The sequence below is a fragment of the Frigoribacterium sp. VKM Ac-2530 genome, from assembly GCF_015350835.1.
GTDB lineage: Bacteria > Actinomycetota > Actinomycetes > Actinomycetales > Microbacteriaceae > Frigoribacterium.
In genome coordinates this window covers 397,708-421,495 of the sequence record NZ_JADKSE010000002.1, presented here as the reverse complement: position 1 = coordinate 421,495, position 23,788 = coordinate 397,708, and the positions used below count along the sequence as shown (strand labels likewise).

The window sequence follows — 23,788 nt, the reverse complement described above, 5'->3', positions numbered from 1 at the left end:
GGGCCTGGTCGGCCGGGTCGGCCGGGTCGCTCGGGTCGCTGTGGTCAGTCGCCGAGCGTCAGGCTGAGGCGGCGCAGCAGGTCGCCGAGCCGCTGCTCGTCGACCGGACCGAGGTCGGCGAGGAGGCGGCGCTCGGCAGCGAGGAGGCGCTCGATCGCCGCGTCGACCGCGTCGCCCCCTGCCTGGGTCAGCCGCGCCCGGACGCCGCGACCGTCGTTCGGGTCGGTGCGTCGCTCGACGAGGCCGCGCGCGACCAGCCGATCGATCCGGTTCGTCATGGCGCCGCTCGAGACGAGCGTCTGCTGCAGCAGGGCCTTGGGGCTCAGCTCGTAGGGCCCGCCGGCGCGGCGGAGCGCGGAGAGCACGTCGAACTCCCACTGCTCGAGGTCGCTGGCGACGAAGGCGTCACGCCGGGCGCGGTCGAGGTGCTTCGCGAGACGTCCCACGCGAGAGAGCACGTGCAGCGGGGCGAAGTCGAGGTCGGGCCGCTCGTGCGACCAGGCCGCGACGATCCGGTCGACCTCGTCGCGCGGCTCGCCGGTGTCGCGCTCGCCGGAGTCGCGCTGGTCGCGCTCGTCGTCCTGATCAGCCTCGGGCATCTGCACATCATGGCAGCGCACCTCCTCCCGGTCGGTCGAGGGCGGGTCAGCGTGGTCGAGGGCGGGTCCGCGCCGACCCGCCCTCGGCGACGATGACCCGCCCCCGAGCAGACGAGGAACGGCAGCGCGCGGCAGCGACGGCCGAGGCGGCGTCTGACAGAATCGACCCTGCGCCTCGGGCGCGGTCCGCCATGGTGTAACGGCAGCACGACAGCCTTTGGAGCTGTTAGGTCCAGGTTCGAATCCTGGTGGCGGAGCCGACGGGGGCCGACAGGAGCCGAGGAGGCGCTTGTCCCGCCCCCGGATCCGGACCGGCGGCCCCCGCCCTCGATAGCCTGCGGCCATGTCGACCACCACGCTCTCCCCGCTCGCCCGCGCCGCCCTGCTCGGCGTCCTCACCGGCTCCCGCTCCGCGACGCCCCTCGCAGCGCTCGCCCTCAGCCGCGACAGCCGCACCCTCACCGGCAGCTGGCAGGAGTGGGCGGTGTTCCGCTCGTCGATCGGCCGTGCCGTGTTCGTGGCCGCCGGGGCGGGCGAGCTCGTCGGCGACAAGCTGCCCTCGACGCCCAGCCGCATCTCGGGCGGCGCGATCTTCGGACGCGTCGCCGCCGGTGTCGTCGTCGGCTTCGCGATGGGCACCACCGACCTCCGCGCCGACCGCGGCGTGCAGGGCGCGCTGATCGGCGCCGCGGGGGCCGTCGTCGGCAGCTTCGCGGGCTACCTCGGCCGCAAGGCCCTCGTCGAGAAGACCGGGCTGCCCGACCTCGTCGTCGCCCTGCTCGAGGACGCCGTCGCGGTCGGCGGCACCGCCGCCGTCGTGCGCGCCGCCCGCAGCTGACGTCCGCCCTCCACAGGGCCCGGCCGACCCGCCCGCCGCACCGGACACGCGTGCTCGACCCGCGCCTCCTGCGGCGCCCGTGGGAGGATCGCCGGTGATCGCCGCACGCCCCCACCACTAGGAGCACCATGCCCGAACGCAGCCTCGCCGTCGTCGTCCTCGCCGCAGGACAGGGCACGCGCATGAAGTCCTCGACGCCGAAGGTGCTGCACCGGCTGGCAGGCCTGCCGCTGATCCAGCACGTGCTCGAGACCGCCGGGGCGCTGCAGCCCGAGCACCTCGTGGCCGTCGTGCGTCACGAGCGGCACCTGGTGGTGACGAGCATCGTCGAGACGACGCCCGGCGCCGTGATCGTCGACCAGGACGACGTGCCCGGCACCGGCCGCGCGGTCGAGCAGGCCGTCGAGGCGCTGCCCGCCGACTTCGAGGGCGACGTCGTCGTCGTCAGCGCCGACGTGCCGTTCCTCGACCACGCCACCCTGGGCGCGCTCCTGCAGCAGCACCGCGAGGAGGCGGCGGCCGCGACGCTGTTGTCGGCCGTGCTCCCCGACGCCCACGGCTACGGCCGCGTCGTGCGGCGCTCGTCGGGCGACGTCGACCGCATCGTCGAGCACAAGGACGCCAGCGAGGAGGAGCGGCAGCTGCGCGAGATCAACTCCGGCACCTACGCCTTCACCGTGGCGGCCCTGCGCACGCACCTGCCGCGCGTCGGCTCGGCCAACGCGCAGAACGAGAAGTACGTGACCGACGTGGTCGGGCTGCTGACGGCGGCCGGCGAGCGCGTCTCGGCGCGCGCGGTCGACGAGACCTGGCGCCTCGAGGGCATCAACGACCGCGTGCAGCTGGCCGCCGCGGCCCGCCGCCTCAACGACCGCATCGTCGAGCACTGGCAGCGCGAGGGCGTCAGCATCGTCGACCCGCAGACCACCTGGATCGACCGCGACGTCGCCCTCAGCCCCGATGTCGAGCTGCTGCCCGGCACGCAGCTCAAGGGCGCCACCTACGTCGCGGCGGGTGCCGTGGTCGGTCCCGACACGACGCTCGTCGACACCGAGGTCGGCGAGGGCGCGGTCGTGAAGCGCACCGACGCGACCCTCGCCGTGATCGGGGCCCGCGCCTCCGTGGGCCCGTTCTCGTACCTGCGCCCCGGCACCGTGCTCGGCGAGGGCGGCAAGATCGGCACCTTCGTCGAGACCAAGAACGCCGAGATCGGCGCGGGCTCGAAGGTGCCGCACCTCAGCTACATCGGCGACACCGAGGTCGGCACCGACAGCAACATCGGCGCCGGCACCATCACCGCCAACTACGACGGCGTGCACAAGCACCGCACCGAGGTCGGGTCGAACGTGCGCACCGGGTCGCACAACGTGTTCGTCGCCCCCGTTAGGATTGGCGACGGAGCGTACTCAGGCGCAGGGACGGTCGTCCGCAAGGACGTGCCGGCCGGCGCGCTGGCGTTGAGCATCGCCCCACAGCGCAATGCGAGCGGATGGGTCGAGGCGAACCGCCCCGGCTCCGCGGCGGCCGAGGCCGCAGCCCGCGCCGAACGAACGACCGACTGACCCCTGTCGGGTTGGCCCCCCGGGGCCGGAGAGCGAGTGACGTGTCCGGAATCAAGATCACCGGCGAGAACCGACTCGTTCTGGTCTCGGGGCGTGCGCACCCCGAGCTGGCGAACCAGATCGCGTCGGAGCTCGGCTCCGAGCTGATCCCGACCGACGCCCGCACCTTCGCCAACGGCGAGCTCTACGCGCGCTACGACGAGAGCGTCCGCGGCGCCGACGCGTTCGTCATCCAGTCGCACTCGGCCCCGATCAACGAGTGGCTCATGGAGCAGCTGATCATGGTCGACGCCCTCAAGCGCGCCTCGGCGAAGCGCATCACGGTGGTCGCGCCGTTCTACCCGTACGCCCGGCAGGACAAGAAGGGCCGCGGCCGTGAGCCGATCTCGGCCCGTCTCGTCGCCGACCTGTTCAAGGCCGCGGGAGCCCACCGCATCATGAGCGTCGACCTGCACGCCCCGCAGATCCAGGGGTTCTTCGACGGCCCGGTCGACCACCTCTTCGCCATGCCCGTGCTGCTCGAGCACTTCCGCACCAAGCTCGACAACAGCACCCTGACCGTCGTCTCGCCCGACATGGGCCGCGTCCGCGTCGCCGACATCTGGAGCGAGAAGCTCGACGCGCCCCTCGCCATCATCCACAAGCGCCGCGACCCGCTGGTGCCGAACCAGGTCACGGTGCACGAGATCGTCGGCGAGGTCGAGGGCCGTGTCTGCCTGCTCGTCGACGACCTGATCGACACGGGCCGCACCATCGTCAAGGCCGCCGAGGCGCTCAAGGCCGCCGGCGCGATCGGCGTCGTCGTCGCGGCCACCCACGCGGTCTTCAGCGACCCGGCCCCCGAGATCCTCAGCAGTGACTTCATCGACTCGGTCGTCGTCACGGACACCCTGCCGCTGACCGACCACCAGAAGTTCGACAAGCTCGAGATCCTGCCGATCGCCCCCCTGATCGCCCGCGCGATCCACGAGGTCTTCGACAACGGCTCGGTCACGTCGATGTTCGACGGAGCGGCGTAGGAAGCACCTCGTGCCCGTCGTCGAGTCCCGCTGCGTCGTCCCCGTCACCCCCGAGCTCGCCTTCGCCGTCTCGCAGACGACGGGGGAGGCGCGCCTCCGCTGGGACCCGTTCATCCGGCACCAGCACTTCCTCGACGGCGCCACGCGCCCGGCCAAGGGCGTCCGCACCCTGACGGTGCAGCGCTTCGGCTTCCGGATGGAGAGCGAGTACGTCTCGTTCGCCCCGCCCACGAACGTCGGCTTCGCGATGACGACGGGCCCCTGGTTCTTCGCCCGCATGGGCGGCGGGTGGCGCTTCAAGGCGGTCGCGGGCGACCCCGGCAGCACCGCCGCCACCTGGCGCTACAACTTCACCTGCCGCCCGTCGTGGCTGGCACCGATCGCCGAGCGCATCGGGGCCGTCGTCCTCCAGCGCGACATCGACCGGCGCATCCAGGGGTACGCCCGCGGCTGCGAGGACCCGTTCGTGCTGGCCGCCGCCACGGCGACGCTTCCCGGCGCGACGCCCGCCGACTGACGGCCCCGGCCCCGCGCCGGCAGCGCGTGCAGCGCCGGCTGCTCCGACAGCGAGAAGGGACGAGGCAGGCGCGGGCCCGCGCCTGCCTCGTCCCTCCTCGCCTGCGACCCGCCGTCGAGTCGCGGCCGCGTCAGTGCGTCGACGGCTCCGTCTCGATCTCCGAGCGGTCTCCCGACCACAGCGTGTGGAACACGCCGTCCTCGCCGACCCGCTCGTAGGTGTGTGCGCCGAAGAAGTCACGCTGGCCCTGGATGAGGGCGGCGGGGAGGCGCTCCGACGCGAGCGAGTCGTAGTACGACAGCGCCGACGCGAACCCGGGCACGGGGATGCCCGACAGGGCCGCCTTGGCGACGATGCGGCGCCAGGCCTGCTCGCCGTCGCGGACGGCGGCGGCGAAGTAGTCGTCCTCGAGCAGCGTCGCGATGGTGCTGTCCTTCTCGTACGCCTCGACGATGCGGTTGAGGAACTGCGCGCGGATGATGCAGCCGCCGCGCCAGATCTTCGCCACGGCGCCCTTGTCGATGTCCCAGTCGTACTCGAGCGCGCCCGCGATGATGGCGTCGAAGCCCTGGGCGTAGGCCACGATCTTCGAGGCGTAGAGCGCCTTCTGCACGTCGTCCTCGAAGCCGTCGCCCGCCTCCTGCACCTCGGGTCGACCCTGCAGGGTCGCCTGCACCGCGGCGCGCTGGTCGGGCTTCGACGAGACGGCCCGGGCGAAGACGGCCTCGGCGATGCCGCCGACGGGCACGCCCAGGCCGACGCTGTTCTGCACGGTCCAGACGCCGGTGCCCTTCGAGCCGGCCGCGTCGACGATCGAGTCGACCAGCGGTCCGCCGGTCTTGGCGTCGACCTGGCGCAGCACCTCGGCGGTGATCTCGATCAGGTACGACTCCAGCTCCCCCTTGTTCCACTCCTCGAACACGGCGGCGATGTCGGCCGGCTCGTGGCCACCGACGCGGCGGAGCAGGTCGTACGACTCGGCGATGAGCTGCATGTCGGCGTACTCGATGCCGTTGTGGATCATCTTGACGAAGTGGCCGGCGCCGTCGGAGCCGATGTGCGTGACGCACGGCTCGCCCTCCGCGACCGCGGCGATCGACGCGAGGATCGGGCCGAGGGTCTCGTACGCCTCCTTCGAGCCGCCGGGCATGATCGACGGGCCCTTGAGGGCACCCTCCTCGCCCCCGGAGATGCCGGCGCCGACGAAGTTGAGGCCGCGCTCCTTGAGGGCTGCCTCGCGCCTCCTCGTGTCCTGGAAGTTCGCGTTGCCGCCGTCGACGATGATGTCGCCCTCCTCGAAGAGGTCGGCGAGCTGGTCGATGACGGCGTCGGTGCCCTTGCCGGCCTGGACCATGATGATCGCGGTGCGCGGCTTCTGCAGCGACGCGGCGAAGTCCTCGATCGACTTGGAGGCGACGAAGCCGGCGTCGCCGTGCTCGTCCATCAGGGTGTCCGTGCGCCCGGGGGAGCGGTTGTAGACGGCGACGGTGTTGCCCTCGCGGCTGGCGAGGTTGCGGGCCAGGTTCGATCCCATGACGGCCAGGCCGACGACTCCGATGTTCGCCTGGGCGGTGGGGGTGGACTGTTCTCCGTGGTCGGTCACGGTGCCTCCTTGCGGTCGATGACCCCCGCACACTATTCCTCCGTCCTGCGCCCCTGACAGGCACCGTCAGTGCCCTCCGGGGCGCGGACGACACGAGGAGGCGCGTCTACGCTGGTCCGGACGCCGCCGTCCCCGACACCGAGAGGTCCCCGTGCCTGAGACACCGCTGCCCGCCCCGATCCCGCCCGTCGTCGTGATGGGGGTGTCCGGCTCCGGCAAGTCCACGGTCGGGGAGCTCCTGGCCCGCACCGCGGGCGTCCCCTTCGTCGACGCCGACGACCTCCACCCGCAGGCCAACCGCGACAAGATGGCCGCTGGCCACGCGCTCGACGACGACGACCGCGCCCCCTGGCTCGAGATCGTCGCGCAGCGCATCCGCGACGCGGGGGAGGACGGCGTGGTCGTCGCCTGCTCGGCGCTGAAGCGCAGCTACCGGGACGTGCTCCGCGGCGGCGACCCGCGCCTCCGGTTCGTGCACCTGACCGGCGTGCGCGAGCTCGTCGCCGAGCGGCAGAAGGCGCGCAAGGGGCACTTCATGCCGCCCGGGCTGATGGAGTCGCAGTTCGCGACCCTCGAGCCGCTCGGCGACGACGAGCCCGGCTTCGGCGTCGACGTGTCCGCGGGTCCCGACGAGATAGTCGCGGAGGCGCTGGCCCGTCTCGACGAGCGCTGACGTCCGCGGGTTGGCGACACGCCCGGGTGGCCTGTAACGTGGGGGTCGACTTCGGCGAGGGGTGCTCCGGCACCCGTTATCGACGCGGTAGGCAGGCACTCGGTCTCGTGACATCGTCCCCACGGCTGCGAGGTCCCTCCTCACGCGATCTGCGTTCGAGTTGACATCGACCACACAACCCCCGGGCCGCGAGGCCCGAAGAGAAGGAGACCACCATGGCTGACGACAACACCCTGTCCGCCCTCGTCCGCACCAGCTTCGGCAAGGGCGCGGCCCGCAAGATCCGCGCGAAGGACCAGATCCCCGCGGTCATCTACGGCCACGGCACCGACCCCCAGCACGTCACCCTGCCCGGCCACGAGACGATGCTCATCACGCGTCGCTCGAACGCGCTGATCACGCTCGACATCGAGGGCACGAAGCAGCTCGCCCTCGTCAAGGACATCCAGCGCGACCCGGTGAAGCAGGTCATCGAGCACATCGACCTCATCGTCGTCCGCCAGGGCGAGAAGGTCGAGGTCGACGTGCCCGTGCACATCGAGGGCGAGTCCGCTCCCGGCACGATCCACGTCGTCGAGCTCAACGCCATCACGCTCGAGGTCTCGGCCACCGCGATCCCGCAGTCGGTCGTCGTCTCGATCGAGGGCCTCGAGGACGGCGCGCAGGTGCACGCCTCCGACGTCGTCCTCCCCGAGGGCGCCTCTCTCGTCACCGACGCCGAGGTGCTCATCACGAGCGTCTCCGTCCCGCAGCTCGACCTCACCACCGACGCCGTCGACGACGAGTCGGGCGAGGCCGCCGAGGCCGAGGGCGACGTGCCCTCGATCGAGGACGAAGAGCGCTCCGAGTAACACCGGTCGCAGCACCACCAGCACCACCGCACCACGGCGTCGTCCGCGACTCCGACCGCCTGACAGCCCCGCGTGTCTCCCGAGGAGGACCATCCCGTGGACGACTCGCAGTGGCTCGTGGTCGGGCTCGGCAACCCCGGGCCCGACTACGCAGGCACCCGGCACAACGTCGGACAGATGGTGCTCGCCGAGCTGGCGCACCGCCTGTCGGCGAGCTTCAAGAGCCACCGCACCAACGCGAGCGTCGCGGAGGGCCGCCCCCAGCCGGGCGGCCCCCGCTTCGTGCTCGCCGCCCCCCGCAGCTTCATGAACCTGTCGGGCGGGCCCGTGGCCGCGCTGCTGAAGTACTACGACCTCGACGTGTCGCGGCTGATCGTCGTGCACGACGAGCTCGACATCGACTTCGACTCGATCAAGCTCAAGCAGGGCGGGGGCCACGGCGGCCACAACGGGCTGCGCGACATCATCGCCGCCACCGGGTCGAACGAGTTCCTCCGCGTGCGCGTCGGCATCGGTCGACCGCCCGGCAGGCAGCCCGCCGCCGACTACGTGCTCAAGGCCTTCTCGTCGACCGAGCGCAAGGAGCTCCCGCTGCTGCTCGCCGACGCCGCCGACGCGGTCGAGATGATCGTCGCCGACGGCCTCACCGCGGCGCAGCTCAAGTTCCACACCGCGAAGGCCTGACCGGGGCCCTGCTCGCCCGCGACCTGCTGCTCAGCCCCACCCGGGCAGGGCACCGCTGACCGGCGCACTGTCGGCTGTGCCGAGTAGCCTTGTCGGGTGATACTCGCGGGCTTGATCAAGGCGCTCTCGCGCGCCTCCACGTACTCCTCCGCCCTCGACCGGGCTGATCGCAGCACCGACTTCTCGGTGGTCGACGGCCTGCGCGTGCCGCTCCTCGCGGGGCTGCTCGCCAGGCGCGCCGGGCCCCAGGCCATGCTCGTGGTCACCGCCACCGGTCGCGAGTCCGAGGCCGTCCGCCTGTCCCTCGCCAGCTACGTGCCCGGCGCTGAGGTCATCGAGTTCCCCGCGTGGGAGACGCTGCCGCACGAGCGTCTCAGCCCGAGCGCCGAGACCGTCGGCAAGCGCATCCACGCGCTCCGTCGCCTCGCCGCCTGGTCCGCCGAGGCAGAGGCCGCGACCGCCGCTGCCGCCGCGGGTTCGAGCCGCGAGGCCTCCGCGGGCGTGCGTCCGCTCGTCGTGGTCGCCGGCGTCCGTGCGGCCCTGCAGCCCGTCTCCGACAACCTCGCCGACATCGACCCGGTCGTCCTGACCATCGGCGACCGGGGCCACGACCTCTCCGCGATCGCCCTGCGGCTCGTCGACCTCGCGTACGCGCGCGTGGACATGGTCACCCGGCGCGGCGAGTTCGCGGTGCGCGGCGGCATCCTCGACGTGTTCCCGCCGACGGCCGAGCACCCCGTGCGCGTCGACTTCTTCGGCGACGAGGTCGATCAGCTCCGTACCTTCTCGGTGGCCGACCAGCGCAGCCTCGAGGGCGTCGTGAGCACGGTCGAGCTGCCGCCGAGCCGCGAGATGCTGCTCACCGCGCCCGTGCGCCAGCGTGCTCGCGAGATGCAGCACGAGTTCCCGGGCCTCGCCCAGATGCTCGCCAAGATCGCCGAGGGGATCCCGGTCGAGGGGATGGAGTCGCTGGCGCCGGCGCTGGTCGACCGTCTCGTCCCCCTCACGCACTACCTGCCGGCGGGCGCCTCCGTCGCCGTGCTCTCGCCCGAGCGCGTGCAGTCGCGGGCCAAGAGCCTCGCCGAGACGAACCGCGAGTTCCTGTCCGCGGCGTGGAACGCCGCGACCGCCGGGGCCGCCGCCCCGATCGACCTCGACGCCGGCGACTTCCTCGCGCTCCGCGACCTGCGGGCGGCGGCCGGCGGCCGCGCGTGGTTCACGTTCAGCGGCTTCGACTCGGGTGAGGTGCTCACCGACGACGAGGCGGCTCAGGCCGCAGGCGACTACGTCCGTGTCGAGGCCGCACCCGTGCCGAGCTTCAGCGGGCACGCCGAGGGCGCGCTCGACCACGTCGTCGGCCGCGTGCAGGACGGCTGGAGCGTCGTCGTCACGGCACGGGGCACCGGGCTCGTCGAGCGTGCCCGCGACGTGCTGTCCGAGCAGGGCGTCGCCGCGCGCCTCGTCGACGCGCTGCCCGACGAGCTCGAGCAGGGCGTCGTGCACCTCGTCGCCGGGGGAGTCGAGGCCGGCTTCGAGCTGCCGTCCGCCAAGATCGCCGTCCTCGGCGAGAGCGACTTCTACGGACGATCGGCGAACTACGACTCCCGCCAGGTCAAGAAGCTGGCGAGCCGTCGCAAGAACGTCGTCGACCCCCTCCAGCTGAAGCCGGGCGACGTGGTCGTGCACCAGACCCACGGCATCGGCAAGTTCCTCGAGCTGACCAGCCGCGAGGTCTCGTCCGGCGGCCGCAACGCCGTCAAGAACAGCCGCGAGTACCTCGTGCTCGAGTACGCGCCGTCCAAGCGCGGCTATCCCGGCGACAAGCTGTACGTGCCCACCGACCAGCTCGACCTGCTCAGCCGCTACGTCGGCGGCGAGGCGCCGTCGCTCAGCAAGATGGGCGGCAGCGACTGGGCATCGGCGAAGAGCAAGGCCCGCCGGGCCGTCCGCGACATCGCGGTCGAGCTCGTCAAGCTGTACTCGGCGCGGATGGCGTCGAAGGGGCACGCGTTCCCGCCCGACACCCCGTGGCAGCGCGAGCTCGAGGAGGCGTTCCCGTTCGCCGAGACGCCCGACCAGCTCACGACGATCGACGAGATCAAGGCCGACATGGAACGGCCGATCCCCATGGACCGCCTGCTCTCGGGCGACGTGGGCTACGGCAAGACCGAGGTGGCCGTGCGCGCCGCGTTCAAGGCGATCCAGGACGGCAAGCAGGTCGTCATGCTCGTGCCGACGACGTTGCTCGTCAAGCAGCACTTCGACACGTTCAGCGAGCGCTTCGCGGGCTTCCCCGTCCACCTCCGCAGCCTCAGCCGGTTCCAGTCCGCCAAGGAGAGCAAGGAGACCATCAAGGGGCTCGGCGACGGCACGGTCGACATGGTCATCGGCACCCACCGCCTCCTCAGCGAGGGCATCGCCTACAAGGACGTGGGGCTGGTGATCATCGACGAGGAGCAGCGGTTCGGCGTCGAGCACAAGGACGCCCTGAAGAAGCTCAAGACCAACGTCGACATCCTCGCCATGTCCGCGACGCCCATCCCCCGGTCGCTCGAGATGGCCGTGACCGGCATCCGCGAGATGTCGACCCTCGCGACGCCTCCGGAGGACCGGCACCCGATCCTCACCTTCGTGGGGCCCGAGGGCGAACGGCAGAAGGCCGCGGCGATCAGACGAGAGCTGCTGCGCGAGGGCCAGGTCTTCTACGTGCACAACCGCGTCTCGAGCATCAACCGCGTCGCCGCCGAGATCGCCGAGCTCGTGCCGGAGGCGCGGGTCGCGGTGGCGCACGGCCAGATGGCCGAGTCCACCCTCGAGCAGGTCATGGTCGACTTCTGGGAGCGCAAGTTCGACGTGCTCGTCTCGACGACGATCATCGAGACCGGCCTCGACATCGCCAACGCGAACACCCTGATCATCGATCGGGCCGACAAGTACGGCCTCAGCCAGCTGCACCAGCTCCGCGGCCGGGTCGGTCGCGGCCGTGAGCGCGGCTACGCCTACTTCCTCTACGACCCGGACAAGCCCCTGAGCGAGACCGCGCAGGACAGGCTGGAGACGATCGCCGCCAACAACGAGCTCGGCGCCGGCATGCAGGTGGCCTTGAAGGACCTGGAGATCCGCGGTGCGGGCAACCTGCTCGGCGGTGAGCAGTCGGGCCACATCGCGGGCGTCGGCTTCGACCTCTACCTCCGGATGATCGGCGAGGCGGTGGGCGCGTTCCGCGGCGACGTGGCCGAGGGCCAGACCGAGCTGCGTCTCGAGCTGCCCGTCGATGCCCACATCCCCGACGAGTACGTCGAGAGCGAGCGCCTCCGGCTCGAGGCGTACCAGAAGCTGTCGACGGCCAGCGCCCCGACCTCGAGCGACGACCAGATCGACTCGGTGCTCGACGAGCTCACCGACCGCTACGGGACTCCGCCCGCCTCGGTGCTCGCGCTGATCGAGGTCTCCCGCCTCCGGCGAGCGGCACAGAAGGCCGGGCTCAGCGAGGTCGTCGTCATGGGCAGCAACCTGCGCGTCGCCGGCGCCGACCTGGCGGACAGCATGCAGGTGCGCCTGCAGCGCCTCTACCCGGGCGCGCGGTGGTTCGGCCAGACGAACTCGGTCAGCGTCCCCCTGCCGGTGCGGCACGGGGAGGGGCTGGTCGACGCCGAGCTCATCCTCTGGGTCGAGCAGCTGATGACCTCGATCTACGGCGCGGACGTGCCGCGGCCCGCCGTCGACGGCGTCGCCCCCACGGCCTGACCTGACGGGCGGCCCTCCCGGCCGCCCGTCCACGACGACCCCGGCGGTCAGACGAGGAGGAGCGGTGCACGACGACACAGGACTCGAGGCCGAGGTCAGAGAGCTCTCCGGCGTGGTCGAGGCCCTGCTCGCCGACCAGGGCGGCTGCGAGTGGAACCGCTCACAGACGCACGAGTCGCTCGTCACATACCTGGTGGAGGAGTGCGCGGAGCTGGTCGAGGCGATCGAGGACGGCACGGTCGACGATCGTCGCGAGGAGCTCGGCGACGTGCTGTACCAGGTGGTCCTGCACGCGGCGATCGCGGCCCGCGGCTCCGACGGCGCCTTCGACCTGGCCGACGTCGTGCGCGACGTCCGGCTGAAGACCGTGCGTCGGCACCCGCACGTGTTCGGCGGCGAGGCCGCGGCCGACGTGGACGACATCGTCCGCCTCTGGAACGCCGCGAAGGCCGTCGAGAAGGCGAGCCGGTCGAGCGCGTACGACGGCGTGCCCCGCGGGCTGCCCGCGCTGTCCCGGGCCCAGAAGCTGGAGGGCAGACGCGTCGCCGCCGGGGCCCCTCAGGCGATCGGGCGAGCTGCGGATGCCGACGCCGAGGCTGACGACGAAGCCGGTGCTGACGCCGCCGCCGATGCCGAGCTCGCCTGGGGGCGTGACCTGCTCGACGTCGTGGACAGAGCCGGCCGGGACGGCATCGACGCCGAGCGCGCCCTGCGCCGAGCGGTACGGGAGCGCGAGGCCCTGTTGCGGGCCGTGGAGCCACGTCACGACGACGACTGACCCGACTGACCGGTCGGACCCGACTGACCCGTCGGACCCGTCGGACCCGGCGGAGAGGGGGCGCCTCCCTGACCCGAACAGGGAGGCGCCCGCGCGTGGTCAGGTCGGGACGGGAGGCCCACGCGCCTGGGAAGACGCGGGCGTCTCGCGACGAATCGACGACAGACCACACCATCGCCAGGGCGCTCGTGCTTCCGGGGATCAGACCAGAGCGAGCACCGTGGCGATCCCTCGAATGTAGCCCCTGTCGGGTGACATGTCAACCGACGGGGACGGTCTCGGTGACGAAGCCCCGCGGGCAGGCAGATCGCCTCTGTCGCTGTCCGGTACGCCTGCGTCCGACGTCGAGGCGACGGCCCGCGCCGAGCTCGACGGCCTCGCGCGGTGCTGACGACGGCCTCGCGCGGCACTGACGACGGGATGACGGACCGGGCGGCACGCCCGGTCCGTCGCGACGCCCCACCGCAGGGAAGGCGGGCGCCAGGTCGGCGGTGCGCAACCCGATTCGCTCCGCCGACGCCTCGACAGTACATGCCATGTCACATATGGGCAAGGTGGGCACGCGACCGCCTGCCGTCGGCTCTGGGATGATGGTCGGATGCCGTCACACGTGACCCCGCCGCGCGGGATGAGAGACTTCCTGCCCGCCGACAAGCGCCGCCGTGAGCGGGTCCTCTCCGTGGTCCGCGACGTCTACCGGGCGCACGGCTTCGACGAGATCGAGACTCCCGTCGTCGAGTCGAGCGAGTACCTCTTCTCGGGCCTCGGGGGCGACAACGAGAAGCAGGTCTTCGCGGTGCTCCGACGCGGCCTCGACGACGAGGCGCTGCGGGCGGCCTCGTCCGCCCTCGAGCTCGCCGACCTCGGCCTCCGCTTCGACCTCACGGTGCCGCTGGCCCGCTTCTACGCCTCGCACCGAGCCGAGCTCCCGGCCGTCTTCCGCAGCGTGCAGATCGCGCCGGTCTGGCGGGCCGAGAAGCCGCAGAAGGGGCGCTACCGCCAGTTCGTCCAGTGCGACATCGACATCCTGGGCGAGGCCGGCCAGCTCGCCGAGATCGAGCTGATCTCGGCCACCACCGCCGTCCTGGCCGCCCTCGGCCTCGACGGCACCACCATCAGGGTCAACGACCGTCGCGTGCTCCTCGGGGTGCTGTCGCACTGGGGCGTGCCCGCCGAGCTGCACGACCGTGCGCTCCTCGAGATCGACAAGCTCGACAAGATCGGCGTCGAGGGCGTCGCGGCCCAGCTCGTGTCGATCGGGGTCGAGGCGCCCGGCATCGCCGACCAGCTGGCCCAGCTCGGCGACGCGACCTGGGAGTCGGCGACCGCCTCCCCGCCTCCTGCGTGGCTCGACAAGGAGGCCTTCGGCGACCTGCTCTCCCTCCGGTCGGCGCTGCCCGAGGCGAGGCTGGTCTTCGACCCGACCCTGGTGCGGGGCATGGGCTACTACACCGGCACGATCTTCGAGGTGGCTCACCCCGACTTCTCGTACTCGCTCGGCGGGGGCGGTCGCTACGACGGCATGATCGGGCGGTTCCTCGGCACCGACGTGCCGGCCGCGGGGTTCTCGCTCGGCTTCGAGCGGATCGTCGACCTGGTCGAGCTCGACGACGCCGACGACGACGGCCTCGTCGTCCTCTACGACAAGGCGGTCGAACCGGTCGAGCTGCTCGCCCTGCAGAAGGCGCTGGTGTCCCGAGGGGAGGCGCGGGTCCGGCTGCAGAAGCGCGCCAAGAACGTCGGGGGCCAGCTCGACGCCCTCGCGGCGGCCGGGTTCCGGCGCTTCGTCGCGGTGCGCGGGGGAGAATCCCCGGACGACCTCGAGGTGCGGCCCCTGGGCTGACCCCCGCCCCGCTCGGCGTCGGTCCGCGCGGCTAGGATCGACACGACCGCGTGCCCCGCACGCACACCGACGACTAAGGAGTTCATCCGTGGCAGAAATCGACGCAGTAGGCGCACGCGAGATCCTCGACTCGCGGGGCAACCCCACGGTCGAGGTCGAGGTCCTGCTCGACGACGGGACCGTGTCGCGCGCGGCCGTCCCCTCGGGCGCATCGACCGGGGCCTTCGAGGCCTACGAGCTGCGCGACGGCGACGCGAGCCGCTACCTCGGCAAGGGCGTCCTCAAGGCCGTCGCCGCCGTGATCGACGAGATCGGCCCCGAGGTCGAGGGCATGGACGCGACCGACCAGCGCCTCGTCGACGCCGCCATGATCGAGCTCGACGGCACCGAGAACAAGTCGCGCCTCGGCGCGAACGCCATCCTCGGCGTCTCGCTCGCCGTGGCCCGTGCCGCCGCCGACTCGGCCGACCTGCCGCTCTTCCGCTACCTGGGCGGCCCGAACGCGCACACCCTGCCCGTCCCGATGCTCAACGTCATCAACGGCGGCTCGCACGCCGACAGCAACGTCGACATCCAGGAGTTCATGATCCTGCCGATCGGCGCGACGTCGTTCGCGGACGCCCTCCGCTGGGGCGCCGAGACCTACCATGCGCTCAAGAGCGAGCTGAAGTCGAAGGGCCTGTCGACCGGCCTCGGCGACGAGGGCGGCTTCGCCCCGAACCTCGACAGCAACCGTGCCGCGCTCGACCTGCTGGTCGAGGCGATCACCAAGGCCGGCTTCACCCCCGGCAAGGACATCGCCCTCGGCCTCGACGTCGCCTCCAGCGAGTTCTACGCCGACGGCTCGTACACGTTCGAGGGCGAGAAGCGCGACTCCGCGTTCCTCGCCGGCTACTACGCCGACCTCGTGTCGGCCTACCCGCTCGTCACCATCGAGGACCCGCTCGACGAGGACGACTGGGAGGGCTGGGCCCACCTGACGAGCGAGATCGGCTCGAAGACGCAGATCGTCGGCGACGACCTGTTCGTGACGAACCCCGAGCGCCTCGCCCGCGGCATCGCCGCCGGCGCCGCGAACTCGATCCTCGTCAAGGTCAATCAGATCGGCACGCTGACCGAGTCGCTCGACGCCGTCTCGCTCGCGCAGCGCAGCGGCTACACGACCGTGCTGTCGCACCGCTCCGGCGAGACCGAGGACACGACGATCGCCGACCTCGCCGTCGCGACCGACGCGGGCCAGATCAAGACGGGCGCCCCCGCCCGCAGCGAGCGCGTCGCGAAGTACAACCAGCTGCTCCGCATCGAGGAGGAGCTGGGCGACGCAGCCCGCTACGCCGGCTACTCGGCGTTCCCGCGCTTCTCGGCGTAGCGCCGCAGAGCTGTGCCCGACGGGGCCCACGTCCTCGACGTGGTCCCCGCACCGAGGCCCGTTCCCCCTGGGGAGCGGGCCTCTCGGCGTTCCGTGACCCTGCCCCCTCGCGGGTCGTCTACCCTCGGGAGCATGCCCCGTGAGTCCCCGACCCGACGCGTGCCCGTCGCCTTCGCGTCGCGCGAGACCGCCGCGGGCGGCTGGCTCCGCAGCATCCGCTTCTCCGGCTTCAGCCTGCTGATGCTCGTCATCCTCGTGCTGTTCGTGGTCGTCCTCGCGCCGTCGCTCCGCACCCTGGTCCAGCAGCAGCAGCAGATCGCGTCCCTCCAGCAGGACGTCCGCGACCAGCGCGACGACGTCGACGACCTCCAGGGCGACGTCGCCCGGTGGAGCGACCCTGCGTACATCGAGGCCCAGGCCCGGGACCGGCTGCTCTACGTCTACCCCGGCGAGTACAGCTACCTCGTGATGGGTGCGGACGCCGACGCGGCGGCGCCGACGCAGGCGCCCATCAGCGACACGCTGCAGACCCCCCAGGTCGACTGGGTCGCCGCGATGATGTCGTCCGTGATCGACGCCGGCCTCAGCGACGAACCCGCGACCGAGCTGGTCGCGCCCGACATCGGCGGCGCGCCCCTGCCGTCCTCGACGACAGGCGGCACCCCGTGACGACCCCTCCCTTCGAGCCCGTCAGCGAGCGCGACGTCCAGCTCGTCACCGCGATGCTCGGCCGCCCCGCCCGCGACGTGATCGGCATCCCCGCGCGCTGCGTCTGCGGCAACCCGACCGTGGTCGCGACGAAGCCGCGCCTCGGCGACGGCACGCCGTTCCCGACCCTGTACTACCTGTGCCATCCGGGGGCCACCGCCGCGATCTCGACCCTCGAGGCGAACGGCGTCATGGCCGAGTTCACCGAGCTGCTCGCCGTGGACGGCGATCTCAGGAGGCGCTACCACGACGCCCACGACGCCTACCTCGCCGACCGCGAGGGCATCGAGCACGTGGCCGAGATCGCGCACGTGACGGCCGGGGGCATGCCCGAGCGCGTCAAGTGCCTGCACGCCCTCGCCGGGCACGCCCTGTCGGCGGGTCCCGGCGTCAACCCCCTCGGCGACCTCGCTGTGGAGCGCTCGAGCTGGAGCCCCGACGTGTGCCGCTGCGGCAACTACCTGGCCGAGGCCGGCGACGGCGCGGCGGCGGCCGACGGGACCGGCCCGGGCGCGGCGACCGGTGCGGGCGGCGTGACCGCCGCCTCCTCCGCTCCGCCCGAGGCAGGCTGACGCAGGTGCGCCGCACCGGGGGGCGCGCGGCGACCAGGACGCTGGCGACGAGCCTGCTCGTGGTGGCGACGGCCGCGGGCCTGGCGCTCGCGCCGGCCGGGGCGGCGTCGGCCGACAGCATCCGCGACGCGCAGTACTGGCTGTCCGACTACGGCGTGCAGCAGGCATGGCAGACGACGCGCGGCGCGGGCGTCACGGTCGCCGTGATCGACACGGGCGTCGACGGCTCCGTCCGCGAGCTGCAGGGGGCCGTCGTCGGGGGCACGGACATGTCCGGGCAGGGCTCCGCCGACGGCCAGAGCCCCGTCGGCTCCGACGACCCTGCCCACGGGACCCTCGTAGGCTCCCTGCTCGCGGGACGCGGCACGGCGACCGGCGACGGCGTGATCGGCGTCGCGCCCGAGGCCGACCTCCTGTCGATCTCGGTGGGCTTCGGCGCCGGCGCGGTCGACTCCGACCAGCAGATCGCCGACGCCGTCACCTGGGCCGTCGACCACGGCGCCGACGTGATCAACATGTCCCTGACCCGCAACACCCTCGACTGGCCCACGAGCTGGGACGAGGCGTTCCTGCACGCGCAGGAGGAGGACGTCGTCGTGGTCGCGGCGGCCGGCAACCGCGGCAGCGGCACGACCGAGGTCGGCGCACCCGCCACGATGCCGGGCGTCCTCACCGTCGCCGGCGTCGACCGGTCGGGCGCGGCGAGCTTCGACGCCTCCAGCCAGGGCATCACCATCGGCGTCTCGGCCCCCAGCGAGAAGCTCGTCGGCGTCGGCCCGGGCGACGTGCACTACAGCTGGAGCGGCACCAGCGGCGCGACGCCCCTGGTCGCCGGAATGGTCGCCCTCGTGCGGAGCGCGCACCCCGAGCTCGGCGCGGCCGACGTGATCAACAGGGTCGTCTCGACGGCCGACCCGAGGGGCGCCTCGCAGCCCGACCCGCTCTACGGGTACGGCCTCGTCGACGCGGCCGCCGCCGTCCAGCGCACCGTCGCGCCCGTCGCGGCGAACCCGATGGGCGACCTCGCCGAGTGGATCCGGGTGCACCGACGAGCCGACGCCCCCGCGCCGAGCGCCGGTGCGGTGGCCCCGGTCGAGCCCGCGCCGGTGCCGACGCCGCAGAGCGACGGCGACCACCCCCTCCGTGCGCTGCTCCCGACGGTCGAGTCGATGCGCTCGACCGGGCTGCCGCTGATCGTCTTCGCGGTCTTCGGCGCGGCGCTCGTCGCCGTCGGGGCGGGCGCGGCCCGCCAGTTCAGGCGACGACACGAGCAGGAGTAAAGTCGTCGTGCCACCCCACCACCTCGAGGAGTTCACCCCTGTGCCCAAGATCCTGATCGTCGGCGGCGGCTACGCCGGTTTCTACACAGCCTGGAAGCTCGAGAAGTGGCTGCGCGCCGGGGAGGCGGAGGTCACGATCGTCGACCCGCTGCCGTACATGACGTACCAGCCGTTCCTCCCGGAGGTGGCAGCCGGCTCCATCGAGCCGCGTCACGCGGTCGTCTCGCTGCGTCGTCACCTGAAGAAGACGAACGTCGTCACGGCCAAGGTCACCAAGGTCGACCACGCCACGAAGACGGCGACGATCACGCCCGAGGTCGGCGACCCGTGGACGGTCGACTACGACCAGGTGGTCATGACCGCCGGCGCCGTGTCGCGCACGTTCCCGATCCCGGGCGTCGCCGACGAGGCGATCGGCCTCAAGACCATCGAGGAGGCGGCGGCGATCCGCGACAAGCTCCTCACCAACTTCGCGGCGGCCGCGAACCTGCCCGCCGGTGCCGCACGCGACCGTCTGCTGACCGTCACGGTCGTCGGCGGTGGCTTCGCCGGCATCGAGGTGTTCGCCGAGCTGCGCAGCTTCGCCAGCGACCTGCTCAAGAAGTACCCGCAGCTCACCATCGACGACACGCACTTCCACCTCGTCGAGGCCATGGGCCGCATCATGCCCGAGGTGTCGCTCGAGACCAGCCACTGGGTGCTCAAGAACCTCGCCGAGCGCGCCGCCACGGTGCACCTCGACACGCAGCTGAAGTCCGCCGTCGGCGGCGTCATCGAGCTCTCGACGGGCGAGTCGTTCGAGTCGGACCTGATCGTCTGGACGGCCGGCGTCATGGCCAACCCGATGGTGCGCAGCACCGACCTGCCGCTCGAAGAGAGGGGTCGCATCACCGTCAAGGCCGACCTCCGGGTCGTCGACGGCGAGACGATCGTCCCCGACGCCTGGGCCTGCGGCGACGTCGCGGCCACGCCCGACCTGACCGGCAAGGGCGTCGGCGGCTTCTGCGTGCCCAACGCGCAGCACGCCGTCCGGATGGGCAAGCACCTCGCCAAGAACATCACCGCGTCGCTGCGCGGCGAGGGCGTCGCCGACTACCGTCACGACAACCTCGGCGCGGTCGCCGGGCTCGGCGTCGGCGTCGGCGTGTTCCAGAGCGGCAAGTTCGTGCTCAAGGGCCTGCCCGCCTGGGCCGCGCACCGCGGCTACCACGGCCTCGCGATGCCCTCGTTCGAGCGCAAGTTCCGCGTCGCCACCGGCTGGTGGAACAACTTCTGGCTCGGTCGCGACATCGTCTCGCTCGACAACCGCGAGCGTCCCCGCGCCGCCTTCGAGGAGTTCGCGTCGCGCCCCAAGACCGAGGCCGCCGCCCCGGCCGCTCCCGCCACTCCCGAGCTCGGCAAGGTCGCCGGCGAGCCCGGCCCGGCCTACGCGAACCCGGCCGACGAGAAGGGCGCACCCGCCGAGGGCGAGGCCGAGAAGCCTGCCCGCAAGGCTCCCGCCCGCAAGCCGGCGGCCAAGAAGACGCCCGCGAAGGCCGACGCCGACGCTGCGGTGCCCGCCGAAGCCGGGCGCGGCTCGCTGTCGACCAGCGACTGAGTCGACCTGCCACTGAGTCGACCTGCCACTGAGTCGACTTCTTCTCGTGACGCCCGCCCGCTGACCCCAGCGCGGCGGGCGTCGTCGTGTCGTCACCTGGATCGTAGGCTGGGGGCACGCCCTCGTAGCCCAACGGTCAGAGGCAGGCGACTTAAAATCGCTTCAGTCAGGGTTCGAATCCCTGCGGGGGCACTCCGCTCCGCTCCGGCCACCTCCGGGATCCGAACCCTGACGCGGCCCGACGACTCTGGCGCGTCGTCCCTGCGGGGGCACTCCGCTCCGCTCCGGCCCCCTCCGGGATCCGAACCCTGACGCGGCCCGACGACGCTGGCGCGTCGTCCCTGCGGGGGCACTCCAGCTCTTCCTCCCGTTCTCGGGGGCGTGAGCCGTCACGAACGGCTGCCACGCGCCTCCGGGGGAGCGCTTCGCGACGGTTCGCGTCCGCGCCCGAGGAGGAGGACGAGCGGCTAGAGCGAGCGGCGGGCCGGCTCCACGTAGGTCGCCCAGAGCCAGGCGGCGACCGCCAGCAGCGCGGCGACCAGGCTCGCCACCAGCAGCGCCGGCAGGGGGAACGACGAGGAGGGGGCGCCCACGAACACGGCGGCCGCGACGGACACCCCCACCACGGCCAGGACCGCGTAGACGCCCGCGGACCACGCCCACACGTGCCGTCCCGGCATCGAGCCGAGCGGCAGCAGCTGGACGACGAGGGAGCCGAGGCCGGCGAGGCAGACCGTGGCGAGGGACTCCCGGCCGAGCTGCGGCCAGGCGCCCGGTGCGTCGACGAGGCCGTGCAGCACCCAGGCCGCAGCGGGGACGACGACGGTCGCGGCGAGCTGGACCGCCGCGGCGATGCCGCGGTCGCGCCCGTCCGGGCTGCGTCCGGCACCGACGGCGTGCTCGCCGTGGTGGTGGACGGTGCCCAGGGTCCCGACGAGCAGCACGCCGAGCACGAGCGCGGGATCGAGCGAGAAGACCCGTGTGGCGCCGCAGGCGACCACCGCGGCCAGCAGCAGGCCGGGCGACATCCGGACGCGGACGGCGAGGCCGAGGCGCCGGGTGACGAGCACCGCGGGGAGGACGACCACGAGGCCGTTCAGCACGACGAGCCCCAGCACGATCCCCGCGAGGAGACGCGCGTACTGCACCTGTCCGTCGACGCCCGCGGCGACGGCGATGGCGGCGGCGCCTCCTGCCAGGGCGAGGCCGGCAGCGACGCGGGGGTCGACGGTGCCCCGGTTGAACGAGGTGGGCAGCTCGGACGACCGGTTGCGACCGGTCAGACGGGCTGTGCGGGGACGGAGCCGGCCGCGGGCGGCGGCCGCCGCGAGCCGTGAGGGCCCCGCGACCAGGACGAGGAACAGCAGCGCCAGCGCAGCGCCGAGCGGCCAGACCGGGCCGCCGAGCGTCTGGGCGAGCGTGGGCAGGCCGGCGCCGAACGTCGTCGCGGTCGCCCAGGTGCCGGTCTGCGTTCCCTGGCCGGCGCCGGGCGACGTGCCGGCTCCTCCTTCGCCGCCGGGTCCGGTCGGAGGAGGCGCGGCCGTCGACCCTCCGTCGGACGGTCCGGGGGGAGCGGTCGAGGGCGGCACCGCACCGGGGGAGGGCGTCGCCGTCGCACCGGGTCGCGGCGTCGCCGTGGCACCCGGCGCGGCCGGGGCGGCTGCCCCAGCGCTCATCGTGACCCGCACGGCGGCGCTCGGCGGCCCGAAGTTCCCGGCCGGGTCGACGAGGGCGGCCTGGACCAGCCGGTCGCCGTCGGCGAGCTCGCTGCCCCCGGCGCTGCACGACCAGGTCCCGCCGCCCGAGACGGTGGCCTGACAGACCGGCGTGCTGTCGACGTAGACCGTCGCGAGGGCCCCGGCCTCGCCCGTGCCGGAGACGGCGAGGGGCAGGGCCGCGACGCGCTGGCCGGACGTGGGGTTCGTCACGACCGGCGCCGCGGGGGCGTCGCGGTCGACGGTGACGCTCGACGGCCGCGAGGAGGCCGAGACGGGGATGGCGGGCACGGCCGACGACGACTGCACGGCCCGCACGTCGTGGCGGCCGGAGGGGAAGCCCGCCGCGGGCAGCACGGCGACCCAGCCGCCGTCGGCCGAGGCGGTCGCCGTGGCGGTGGCCCCCGAGCCCGAGGTCACGGTGACCACGGCACCGGGGAACGCGGTGCCGCCGAGCTTGGCGCCGACGAGCAGGCCGGAGCCGACGGTCGGTGCGGTGAGGACAGAGAAGGAGGCGGAGGTCACGGGATCGACGTCGGTGTGGTCGAGGTCGGTGACGACGACGGTCCAGCCCGCGCCGCTCGGGACGGTCGCCGTGCAGGTCCAGGAGCCGCTCGAGGTCGTGGCCACGGACGCACAGAGGTCGCGGTAGGTGCCGTTGCTCGTGAGCGCGACCTTGACCCGGGCCCCGGGGGTCGCGTCGCCGGAGGCCGTGACGGAGCCCGTCGGGCTGTCGGCCACCGGCCCGACCGTCGGGGCGACGGGCGTCGGGCCGGGAGTCGGGGTCGGCGACCCGAGCTGGGGCGAGGGCGTCTGCGTGGGGGCCCCCGCCGCCTCCACGGGTCCGACCGGCCCGCCCGCCACGGCGAGCCCGGCCAGCACGGTCCCCAGGACGAGCAGCCACGCGAGCCGAGCCCGTCGGGTGCGTCGGCGCGCGTCGACCGCGCGTCCGGCGACGGAGGCGGGACGCGGCGAGGGGGAGGTCGTGGTGTCGAGCACTGCTCCCCATTCAGCACGGTGCGTGAGCACCTGTCAATCGGTCGCGCGGACCAGTTCGCGACGACGGCCCGGCACCCGACAGGTGATGTCGAGAGTTCCCCCCGAAAGACGCCCCGTCCACGGGGAGCCCCCATCCGCCGCATTTATAGTGGCCCACGCATCGACGTGACCCTCGACCGGCATCCCGAGGACGACCGCGACGCGCCCACCCGAGCCGTATCCCCAAGGAGTCACCACCCATGCAACCGGCCCTCATCGCCACCCTGGTCGCCGTCGGGATCATCGTCCTGCTCGTCGTGATCGCCGGCATCTACCTCTGGTCGACCTACAACAGCCTGGTCACGCTCAAGGTCCGCGTCGACGAGGCGTGGAGCGACATCACGATCCAGCTCAAGCGCCGGGCCGACCTGATCCCGAACATCATCGAGTCGGTCAAGGGCTACGCGTCGCACGAGGCCAAGGTGTTCCAGAACGTCACGGAGGCGCGGGCCGAGACCCTGGGGGCGCAGACGCCCGCAGAGGCGTCCGCCGCCGAGGGCCACATGCAGACGGCGCTCAAGAGCATCTTCGCCGTGTCGGAGGCCTACCCGCAGCTGCAGGCGAGCCAGAACTTCCTGCAGCTGCAGTCCGAACTGGTCGACACCGAGGACAAGATCCAGGCCGCGCGCCGGTTCTACAACGGCGGCGTCCGGGAGTTCAACACCAAGACGCGCACGTTCCCGAACACCCTCTTCGTGAAGCGCCTCGGCTTCACCGAGCGCGACTTCTTCGAGGTGGCCGAGCCCTCGGCCATCGCCGAGCCGCCGCGCGTCCAGTTCTAGCGCCGCGCCTCCG

Annotated in this window: 19 protein-coding genes and 2 tRNA genes; 18 read left to right on the top strand and 3 right to left on the bottom strand. The window is 72.8% G+C overall.

The window, feature by feature from the left end; all coding sequences use genetic code 11:
- Positions 1-44 precede the first annotated feature (44 nt).
- Positions 45-599: a MarR family winged helix-turn-helix transcriptional regulator gene (locus tag ITJ48_RS10855; RefSeq protein WP_194613687.1), complete on the bottom strand. Its 555-nt coding sequence runs from the start codon at positions 597-599 to the stop codon at positions 45-47.
- Between the two features lie 185 nt (positions 600-784).
- Between ITJ48_RS10855 and ITJ48_RS10850 the strand changes: the two genes are divergently transcribed.
- The 5 genes from ITJ48_RS10850 to ITJ48_RS10830 all read left to right on the top strand — a co-directional run bounded on the left by ITJ48_RS10850 (position 785) and on the right by ITJ48_RS10830 (position 4,535).
- A tRNA-Gln gene (locus ITJ48_RS10850) sits at positions 785-856 on the top strand.
- Positions 857-942: 86 nt separating this feature from the next.
- Positions 943-1,437 carry a DUF4126 domain-containing protein gene (locus ITJ48_RS10845; protein ID WP_194613686.1) on the top strand — a complete coding sequence of 165 codons (495 nt, stop codon included), beginning with the start codon at positions 943-945 and terminating at the stop codon, positions 1,435-1,437.
- A gap of 128 nt (positions 1,438-1,565) precedes the next feature.
- Positions 1,566-2,999, top strand: coding sequence for a bifunctional UDP-N-acetylglucosamine diphosphorylase/glucosamine-1-phosphate N-acetyltransferase GlmU (gene glmU / locus ITJ48_RS10840; RefSeq protein WP_194613685.1), 1,434 nt, complete (start codon positions 1,566-1,568; stop codon positions 2,997-2,999).
- 41 nt (positions 3,000-3,040) lie between these two features.
- Positions 3,041-4,018, top strand: coding sequence for a ribose-phosphate diphosphokinase (locus ITJ48_RS10835; RefSeq protein WP_146903966.1), 978 nt, complete (start codon positions 3,041-3,043; stop codon positions 4,016-4,018).
- A gap of 10 nt (positions 4,019-4,028) precedes the next feature.
- Positions 4,029-4,535: an SRPBCC family protein gene (locus ITJ48_RS10830; protein WP_194613684.1), complete on the top strand. Its 507-nt coding sequence runs from the start codon at positions 4,029-4,031 to the stop codon at positions 4,533-4,535.
- A 130-nt stretch (positions 4,536-4,665) separates the two neighbouring features.
- On the opposite strand, the gene gndA is transcribed toward ITJ48_RS10830, so the two are convergent.
- Positions 4,666-6,069, bottom strand: coding sequence for an NADP-dependent phosphogluconate dehydrogenase (gene gndA, locus ITJ48_RS10825; RefSeq protein ID WP_370544965.1), 1,404 nt, complete (start codon positions 6,067-6,069; stop codon positions 4,666-4,668).
- 220 nt (positions 6,070-6,289) lie between these two features.
- Here gndA and ITJ48_RS10820 point away from each other — a divergent pair, with 220 nt between their 5' ends.
- From ITJ48_RS10820 to ITJ48_RS10765, 12 genes are all read left to right on the top strand, one after another.
- Positions 6,290-6,811, top strand: coding sequence for a gluconokinase (locus ITJ48_RS10820; protein WP_370544884.1), 522 nt, complete (start codon positions 6,290-6,292; stop codon positions 6,809-6,811).
- Positions 6,812-7,026: 215 nt separating this feature from the next.
- On the top strand, positions 7,027-7,662 hold the full coding sequence (locus tag ITJ48_RS10815) for a 50S ribosomal protein L25/general stress protein Ctc (RefSeq protein ID WP_192041072.1): 636 nt from the start codon (positions 7,027-7,029) through the stop codon (positions 7,660-7,662).
- A 96-nt stretch (positions 7,663-7,758) separates the two neighbouring features.
- Entirely contained in the window at positions 7,759-8,346 is a 588-nt protein-coding gene (gene pth / locus ITJ48_RS10810) for an aminoacyl-tRNA hydrolase (RefSeq protein ID WP_192041073.1), read from the top strand.
- A 96-nt stretch (positions 8,347-8,442) separates the two neighbouring features.
- The gene (gene mfd, locus ITJ48_RS10805) at positions 8,443-12,093 is read left to right on the top strand and encodes a transcription-repair coupling factor (RefSeq protein ID WP_194613683.1); all 3,651 of its coding nucleotides are present in this window, start codon (positions 8,443-8,445) and stop codon (positions 12,091-12,093) included.
- Between the two features lie 64 nt (positions 12,094-12,157).
- Positions 12,158-12,871: a MazG nucleotide pyrophosphohydrolase domain-containing protein gene (locus ITJ48_RS10800; protein WP_194613682.1), complete on the top strand. Its 714-nt coding sequence runs from the start codon at positions 12,158-12,160 to the stop codon at positions 12,869-12,871.
- A gap of 598 nt (positions 12,872-13,469) precedes the next feature.
- Positions 13,470-14,714 (top strand): histidine--tRNA ligase, encoded by a 1,245-nt coding sequence (hisS, locus tag ITJ48_RS10795; protein WP_194613681.1) that lies wholly within the window; start codon positions 13,470-13,472, stop codon positions 14,712-14,714.
- An 88-nt stretch (positions 14,715-14,802) separates the two neighbouring features.
- A complete protein-coding gene (gene eno, locus ITJ48_RS10790; protein WP_194613680.1) occupies positions 14,803-16,083 on the top strand; it encodes a phosphopyruvate hydratase in 1,281 nt (426 codons plus the stop codon).
- Between the two features lie 132 nt (positions 16,084-16,215).
- Positions 16,216-16,752, top strand: coding sequence for a septum formation initiator family protein (locus ITJ48_RS10785; RefSeq protein ID WP_194613679.1), 537 nt, complete (start codon positions 16,216-16,218; stop codon positions 16,750-16,752).
- On the top strand, positions 16,749-17,363 hold the full coding sequence (locus ITJ48_RS10780) for a DUF501 domain-containing protein (RefSeq protein ID WP_194613678.1): 615 nt from the start codon (positions 16,749-16,751) through the stop codon (positions 17,361-17,363). Before ITJ48_RS10785 ends, ITJ48_RS10780 begins: the two co-directional genes overlap by 4 nt.
- Before the next feature lie 5 nt (positions 17,364-17,368).
- Complete coding sequence (locus ITJ48_RS10775) at positions 17,369-18,643, top strand: S8 family serine peptidase (RefSeq protein WP_194613677.1); 1,275 nt, start codon at positions 17,369-17,371, stop codon at positions 18,641-18,643.
- Between the two features lie 40 nt (positions 18,644-18,683).
- Positions 18,684-20,240: an FAD-dependent oxidoreductase gene (locus ITJ48_RS10770; RefSeq protein ID WP_194614424.1), complete on the top strand. Its 1,557-nt coding sequence runs from the start codon at positions 18,684-18,686 to the stop codon at positions 20,238-20,240.
- A 118-nt stretch (positions 20,241-20,358) separates the two neighbouring features.
- Positions 20,359-20,432: transfer RNA gene (locus tag ITJ48_RS10765), tRNA-Leu, on the top strand.
- 275 nt (positions 20,433-20,707) lie between these two features.
- Here ITJ48_RS10765 and ITJ48_RS10760 read toward each other — a convergent pair.
- Positions 20,708-22,954, bottom strand: a complete 2,247-nt coding sequence (locus tag ITJ48_RS10760; protein WP_194613676.1) for a hypothetical protein — start codon at positions 22,952-22,954, stop codon at positions 20,708-20,710.
- A gap of 239 nt (positions 22,955-23,193) precedes the next feature.
- On the opposite strand from ITJ48_RS10760, the gene ITJ48_RS10755 reads away from it, so the two are divergent.
- Positions 23,194-23,775 carry a LemA family protein gene (locus ITJ48_RS10755; RefSeq protein ID WP_197980644.1) on the top strand — a complete coding sequence of 194 codons (582 nt, stop codon included), beginning with the start codon at positions 23,194-23,196 and terminating at the stop codon, positions 23,773-23,775.
- Positions 23,776-23,788: the final 13 nt, after the last annotated feature.

Bases quoted from the DNA above. Each gene is read 5' to 3' on its own strand.
- ITJ48_RS10815 (WP_192041072.1), top strand. From the start codon at position 7,027: ATGGCTGACGACAACACCCTGTCCGCCCTCGTCCGCACCAGCTTCGGC.
- hisS (WP_194613681.1), top strand. From the start codon at position 13,470: ATGCCGTCACACGTGACCCCGCCGCGCGGGATGAGAGACTTCCTGCCC.
- ITJ48_RS10785 (WP_194613679.1), top strand. From the start codon at position 16,216: ATGCCCCGTGAGTCCCCGACCCGACGCGTGCCCGTCGCCTTCGCGTCG.
- ITJ48_RS10855 (WP_194613687.1), bottom strand. From the start codon at position 599: ATGCCCGAGGCTGATCAGGACGACGAGCGCGACCAGCGCGACTCCGGC.
- ITJ48_RS10755 (WP_197980644.1), top strand. From the start codon at position 23,194: ATGCAACCGGCCCTCATCGCCACCCTGGTCGCCGTCGGGATCATCGTC.
- glmU (WP_194613685.1), top strand. From the start codon at position 1,566: ATGCCCGAACGCAGCCTCGCCGTCGTCGTCCTCGCCGCAGGACAGGGC.
- gndA (WP_370544965.1), bottom strand. From the start codon at position 6,069: ATGGGATCGAACCTGGCCCGCAACCTCGCCAGCCGCGAGGGCAACACC.
- ITJ48_RS10845 (WP_194613686.1), top strand. From the start codon at position 943: ATGTCGACCACCACGCTCTCCCCGCTCGCCCGCGCCGCCCTGCTCGGC.